The sequence below is a fragment of the Pauljensenia sp. OF14-1SRA genome (assembly GCF_027694595.1).
GTDB lineage: Bacteria > Actinomycetota > Actinomycetes > Actinomycetales > Actinomycetaceae > Pauljensenia > Pauljensenia turicensis_B.
Map to the genome: position 1 here is coordinate 1 of NZ_JAQEVQ010000026.1, position 5,899 is coordinate 5,899.

General features: G+C 54.5%; 10 protein-coding genes. 6 read left to right on the plus strand and 4 right to left on the minus strand.

Features of this window, described 5'->3' with window-relative positions; translation table 11 throughout:
- The 6 genes from PG731_RS08935 to PG731_RS08960 form a co-directional block, all read left to right on the plus strand.
- The coding region (locus PG731_RS08935) for a hypothetical protein (protein ID WP_270773448.1) at positions 1–327 on the plus strand (327 nt) is incomplete at its 5' end.
- 11 nt (positions 328–338) lie between these two features.
- Positions 339–824, plus strand: a complete 486-nt coding sequence (locus tag PG731_RS08940; protein ID WP_270773449.1) for a carbohydrate-binding protein — start codon at positions 339–341, stop codon at positions 822–824.
- A 16-nt stretch (positions 825–840) separates the two neighbouring features.
- Positions 841–1,497 carry a hypothetical protein gene (locus PG731_RS08945; RefSeq protein ID WP_270773450.1) on the plus strand — a complete coding sequence of 219 codons (657 nt, stop codon included), beginning with the start codon at positions 841–843 and terminating at the stop codon, positions 1,495–1,497.
- Between the two features lie 183 nt (positions 1,498–1,680).
- The gene (locus PG731_RS08950) at positions 1,681–2,541 is read left to right on the plus strand and encodes a CHAP domain-containing protein (protein WP_270773451.1); all 861 of its coding nucleotides are present in this window, start codon (positions 1,681–1,683) and stop codon (positions 2,539–2,541) included.
- Between the two features lie 13 nt (positions 2,542–2,554).
- Entirely contained in the window at positions 2,555–2,911 is a 357-nt protein-coding gene (locus PG731_RS08955) for a hypothetical protein (RefSeq protein WP_270773452.1), read from the plus strand.
- Positions 2,908–3,381 carry a hypothetical protein gene (locus tag PG731_RS08960; protein WP_270773453.1) on the plus strand — a complete coding sequence of 158 codons (474 nt, stop codon included), beginning with the start codon at positions 2,908–2,910 and terminating at the stop codon, positions 3,379–3,381. The genes PG731_RS08955 and PG731_RS08960 overlap by 4 nt, the downstream gene beginning before the upstream one ends.
- A gap of 262 nt (positions 3,382–3,643) precedes the next feature.
- Here the strand turns inward: PG731_RS08960 and PG731_RS08965 are convergent, their stop codons facing one another.
- From PG731_RS08965 to PG731_RS08980, 4 genes are all read right to left on the minus strand, one after another.
- Complete coding sequence (locus PG731_RS08965; protein ID WP_270773454.1) at positions 3,644–3,856, minus strand: helix-turn-helix transcriptional regulator; 213 nt, start codon at positions 3,854–3,856, stop codon at positions 3,644–3,646.
- Positions 3,853–4,017, minus strand: a complete 165-nt coding sequence (locus PG731_RS08970; protein ID WP_270773456.1) for a hypothetical protein — start codon at positions 4,015–4,017, stop codon at positions 3,853–3,855. Before PG731_RS08970 ends, PG731_RS08965 begins: the two co-directional genes overlap by 4 nt.
- A gap of 295 nt (positions 4,018–4,312) precedes the next feature.
- On the minus strand, positions 4,313–4,846 hold the full coding sequence (locus PG731_RS08975) for a hypothetical protein (RefSeq protein ID WP_270773457.1): 534 nt from the start codon (positions 4,844–4,846) through the stop codon (positions 4,313–4,315).
- A 27-nt stretch (positions 4,847–4,873) separates the two neighbouring features.
- Positions 4,874–5,254 (minus strand): hypothetical protein, encoded by a 381-nt coding sequence (locus PG731_RS08980; protein ID WP_270773458.1) that lies wholly within the window; start codon positions 5,252–5,254, stop codon positions 4,874–4,876.
- Positions 5,255–5,899: the final 645 nt, after the last annotated feature.

Below are 5,899 nucleotides of genomic sequence, written 5' to 3' on the forward strand. Positions count from 1 at the left end.
ATCACTGAAAACACCGATCTTAAGCAACGATTTTTGTCTATTAACCCTCAGATTACGGCGGTCACTGACTGGAGTTATACGTCCACTAAAGACGGGTGGGCGGTATCGACGGGCATGAGAAGAAAATCTTTAGACCGCGTTAATTGGGATGCTGACCCGTCGGATACGCGCAGTTTTCAGGCGAACGTGAATATCCGCCCTACTGCTGTCGGGTTGATGAAATTAGCGAAGGGCGAAAGTTTTGCACCAGCTTTTTGGCAAAACACCGGAACATGGTGCCCAACCGGAACCTCTTTCGTCAGTATTCAATACGTGGCAGGCGCATAAGGGAGGCGTTCATGAAACTGGAAGAAATTGATTTCAGCGAATTGTCCGATGATGAATTGAATGGGTTGTTTGACCGGTTCATGGAAGCGTTCAGGATAAGACACCAAAAGCGCGATGCTGAACAGCAGGCGAAGCTGGCCGCCGAAGCCTACGCCGAAGCGGTGAAGGAAGAACCGCCCCGCGTACTAGAAGAGCTGAAGCATACTGACGTGGTCGGGCCGTCTGGTCGCGTAGTGATCGGCGGGAACGTGTGGAAGAACGTCTCGGGGGCGTGGTTGAGTCCGTTTACGGCTGGCCCTGACGAGTATCCGCAGGGGTGGGCCCGCGATGACATCACAGGCGAAGAAAACAATGTGCCCGCGTGGCAGGCTGGCGTGGAATACAAGACCGGCGATGAAGCCACCTTTGAAAACACGGTTTTTAAGTGTATTCAGGCGCACACGTCACAAGCAGGGTGGGAGCCCTCTAATGTGCCCGCATTGTGGGCAAAAAAGTAAGAAGGGAGCCAAATAAATGAGTAATCAACATTGGAACGGTGCGACAATCCCGACGGCGGGTGACCCGCTTTTGGAAGCGTGGCCAGCGTTCGCCGATAGTGTTGGGACAATCGCGAAGGCAGAATCCGTGGCCTCAGCGCGGGCGATGCTAGATCGGGCTCAAACAACCGGGCACGCACCCACCACAAGCAAACCCGCGTATTTCGATATCGGCGGTATCTTGTACCGTTCGGACGGGGCAAAAACAGGCGGCGCGTGGGTGTTGTCGGTCATGAACGAAAACCAGACTCTCACCGCCGGAGCCGTTAGCGGACTACAGTCGAGAACCTCAGTCAATTCTGGGGGGTGGGTGAAAGTATCCGAACTCCAGATCCCGGTCAAACCCTACGCGCGCTCGTTTATCGCATTCGGGAACTGCTGGGCCCGCGTCAGGTCAGGCGAAGCAGACCTTGAACTGTACCCAGACAACACTGCGAAAAGCACGTCCTTTAAGAGCCGGTTCCATGACTCAGGCGACGCGAACGGCTTCGTGGTCGGCTACGGAACTATCCGCGCTGGAGAACAGCGGACGGTCGGCCTGTACGTGTACGCGGCCACGGCGCTGTCGATTGACTTGTCGTCCGATTCCTGGACTCAACTTTCGGTTCAACTCTCGCCATCGACTGTTGTCTAAACCAAGAGCCGCACCCCCTTTTTTTCTTGCCCTGCGCCCGGTTGGCGTGGGGTTTTCTTATACCCAAAAACTCAAGAGAGGAGAAAACATGGACAGCGTAGAAGAGGTTTTGATGAGCCAGATGCCGGAGTTCGGTGACGGTGAACCTGACCCGCACCCCGTCGTTGAAGAGGAGGGCAACTGATGGCAACCGTTGAACAAGCGCTCAATGTGGCGCGCGGCGAGCTCGGGTATTCGCGGTGGACTGACCCACAGGCGGGAACCAAATACGGGCGCGACTACGCGACCCGCCACGGCGCCTACTTCGGCACCAGCGGAGTCCCCTACTGCGCAATGTTCGTGACCTACGTTCTACGTCAGGTTGGAATGACACCGCCGGGCGGGGATTTCGCGTATGTGCCTAGTGGGATTACCGCTGCCCGCAACCTCGGCAGGCTCGTCGCTAAAGCCAGCGCACAGGCCGGCGACCTGGTGTGCTTCGACTGGGACGGGGACGGGGTCGCAGACCACGTGGGATTCGTAGAACGCAACTACGGCTCCTACTATCAAACCATCGAAGGAAACACCTCGTCTGGTGCGTCAGGGTCGCAGTCCAACGGTGGTGGGGTGTATCGGCGTACCCGCAATCTTGGTTCCGTGATCGCGGTTATCCGCCCCGAATACACGGGGGATTCTTCGTCGTGGGAGTTAGAAGAAGACGGCATTTGGGGCGCGCACACTGGCAGGCGTTTCCGGCAAGTCTTCGCTGTTCCAACGAGCGCCCCGTGGGAGCCGACCGCAGTACGCGCGCTCCAATACTTCCTGTCGTGGGCGCTCGACGCCTACAGGCTTAAAGCAGCGACCGGCGTTGACCGTATCCCCGTCGATGGTTTCGATGGGCCGATCACGATTGGGGCTTTCCAGGCGTGGTGGAACTACTCGGGTATCCCCGCAGGCCACCGGATTCCCGTGACTAAAACGTGGGATACGCAAACCGTCCAAGCGATGCAGATTGCGCTCAATCACTCGTGGGCTGGATCGAAAGCCCTCGCCGTCAAACCGTGAAAGGACTAAATAAATGGAATCGTTGAAAACTCTCGCTGTTGACCCATTCGTGACCACGGTTGTGGTTGGTATTCTCTGGCCTTTGGTGCAGGCCGCCTTGGATAAGCCGTGGTGGACGCACAAACGCCGTATTGTTCTCGTCAGCGTCGCGGCCACCGTGCTGTCGGTCGGGATTTGGGCGACCTCAGAATACCCCGCAACAGTTGAATACTTAGCCACTCAGCTAACCGCCTTGCTCGGCATCTTCTGGGCGGTCTACCAAATCCTCTCCCACGTGAAAATCGGCGGAGAATCACTGCTCGAATGGGTAGGCATGCTCACGCCCGGCGGAATGCCCAAGGGTAAACACGCGGAGAAGGTGGGCGAGTGAATGAGCCTATTTTTGAAGTCCTCACAAGTAAGGAAGTAGTCGCCGGGATTGCCGCCCTTGTTGTTGCTTTCATTACTCTGCTCGGGACTTTTATCCGCTGGGGTGTCGCGTGGGTGAACCGGAAAGTCGTCAGCTTACAAACCCAGATGGCTGATATTTCCGAGAGTGCGTCCAAGGCGGAAACCGAAGCCAGGGGCGCTCGCGAAGGGGTAACTAACAGTCATGGCACCCATTTGCGGGACGATTTGGACGAAGTGCGCGCGGGCATGAAAACTCTCATGCGGAAAGTTGATGGTATTGAGAAAGCCCGCCTGGAAGATGCTCGCAGTCGTGAACGACGCGACCAGCGGGCAGAAGACCAAATCGACGGCCTCAGACTCGACGTTCGCGCACTCACCGCGTCAGCCGAGAAAACACACGAAAGGTTGGAAACGCGCCTAGAGTGCCTAGAGTCGTCCCGTAAACCCTGAGTCGCCTGCTAGCATGGTGCGCGGTGGCCGCGGAGCGTCCTTGTGATTCATACCTAATGTTTCGCGGCCACCCCCGCAAGGGTAGCCTGTTTGCAGATGTTTCATTCACGTGTAAAAGTTTCCTCCTTGACTCTAAAGGAAACTTTTACACCTGAATGAAACATCTGAAGAAACAAAGCCAATACTTTTTGGTGGTAGATACGCAGAAAACCGCCCTCACTTCCCGTGTGGATTGTGAGGGCGGTTTTCTGCGTATCTACCGTCAAATAGTGTGCTTTGACCAGTTGCCACGCCCCGGACGGCGAGCGTTCCACTCGTCGACTGTTTCTACTTTCCAGCCCATTGTGCGTCTGCCTTCGAGTCCGATGTACACGTCGGGCTCTGGAAGCGTGTAGCGCCCTAGAGTGCCTACTTGTACACCAATACGGCGGGCAAGGTCAGAGCGAGACAGGTAGACGGGCGTCTGGTCTGTCATTTCTTGCTCCTTCTCATGATGAATGCAATCAGGTAGATAACCCATGCGACGACAAGCAACGTGCCTGCGATTGCTGCGTAGACCGTATAGCCTTCGACGGCAAGCCAGACGATGACGCATACGAGAGCGAGCGAGATCAGGATGTCCTTGATGTTGTTCATGTTGTGTGGTGGAATTTTTCGTAGGGGCCGGTGGCCCGGAGTTGTTACAGGCATCTCCGGGCCATCGGTCTCATTTGCGTTTGTTCCTCGATGCTTTAATCACCTTGGCGCTTGCCCTGATGATTTCAGCGATCCCGAAGAGGATTGCCGCAATTCCTACGAAATCCATTTCCTTCACCTCCTTCCTACACCTCTATAATACTACATTAGCAAAGTGTTAGCAAGTGTAGTCCACCTACTTATCCAGCTTTTTCACCATTCTGTCGATCACCGAGGCGCGTGATCGTTTCGGGGTTCAGTCTCTTCGTTCTTTCAGCGTGTGTTCTAAGCTGATTCGTTCGAAGTCGAGCGTGTCAAACGTAAAGGATTCTTCCGGGTCGTCAAGATCGAGTTCGTTTTGTTCATCTTGAATGTCGGCGAGTCGCGCAAGGATTTCTTTTCGTGTGAGTGCTCTTTCAATGGAGACCGTGGTGGAGTATTTAGCTTCGATGATCTGTTGAGCGTGAGCGGCCGCAGTGTTGTGAAGGCTTGCAGGGATTTTGTGTTCGCGGGCATATGCGTCGATTTCCCAGTAGGCATCGTTCGTCCAATACGTCTCGATCAAGCTTTTGTTGGTTATTTCGGTTTCTTCGAGCTGATCGACGATTTCACTAACGAGTTGGTCGTGCAGGTCGCGAATGTCGTTGAGGTCGCCTCGTAGACGACCTGGGTCTCGTGGGTGACGGTGATTCGATTCCCAGTCTGCAACGACCCCTTCTCCTACCGCGAGGAAGAGCGAAAGGTCTTTAGGGCTAAGCCCGAGCGCGCGACGACGGGCACGTAGTTCCATTCCGATTTCCATAGTGGGGGTGTCCTTTCAATTTTTGATGTAGCCGAGAGTGACCCAAGCGTTCGCGCTAGTTCGTGCGCATTCGATTTCTTCAGCTGGAAGTTCTGTGACGTCAATGTCGCAAATATCGGGGTAGATGGGGTTTGCATCTTCGTCGGTGCTGAAAAACTCATAGGAGAAGAGCATCGCTGCGGGACTGAAGAAATCCGTGCGGTTCGCGTATTTTGAAGTGTGATGCCACGACGTGTACCCGAAGCGATTCAGGAGGACTTTAAACTCCTTAAGACTCACCGTGATGTTGATGTCGAGGCTCGCGAGCAGGGCGTTGAAAGCTTTTGCGTCTTTCGAAGTCCACTTAGAGATTGGGCGTTCACCGTTTTTGTAGGCGGTAACTGCCCGGTCGCTCATGGAAAAACCGTCATATCCGCGCTGGTTTGCTTTGATGACACCTGACATTTGTATCGCCCCCTTCGTGTTGGGTTGGGAATCAGCTTCTCTGTTTCCCTTATGCTTAAAGTGTACTATAAAAACTGTGTTCTGGCAAGGTGTTTTGCGCATTATTCTGCGGAAAAGTGGCAGTTTTTCACTAGGCCAAAGTTCCGCCGACGTTCATCGTTTGTATGAGGCTACGGGCTCAAAATGGCCTTTTAATGGAAGTGGTGGCGGATAATTCTGATTGAGGGTTGTTGAATGTAGGCGCGCTGTCGATAGTGCGCGTTTCGATATTGGGGTGATGAAATGCGACGAAATGCGATGAGGTGCGACGGCTTGTGGTGCCCTGCTTGTGGACGGGTGATTTCGGCAACGTCTTAATTCATTGGTATCGCCTCGTATAGGTTCGATTCCCCCCATCTCCACCACTAGGACGCTCATTTTGATACAAAGCGTGAGTGCGAACAGGACCCCTCGGTTCCGAGTTTTACTAGGTAAAACAAGGAATTCGAGGGGTTTGTTGTGCTTCTGGCGTGGTGCGGATCGGGCGTGGAAGCGGGTGTCCGAGCAGGTTTGGGTTAAAGGACAAAAAGAGTTGGTCTGAGCCCGACCTTTCGGCTT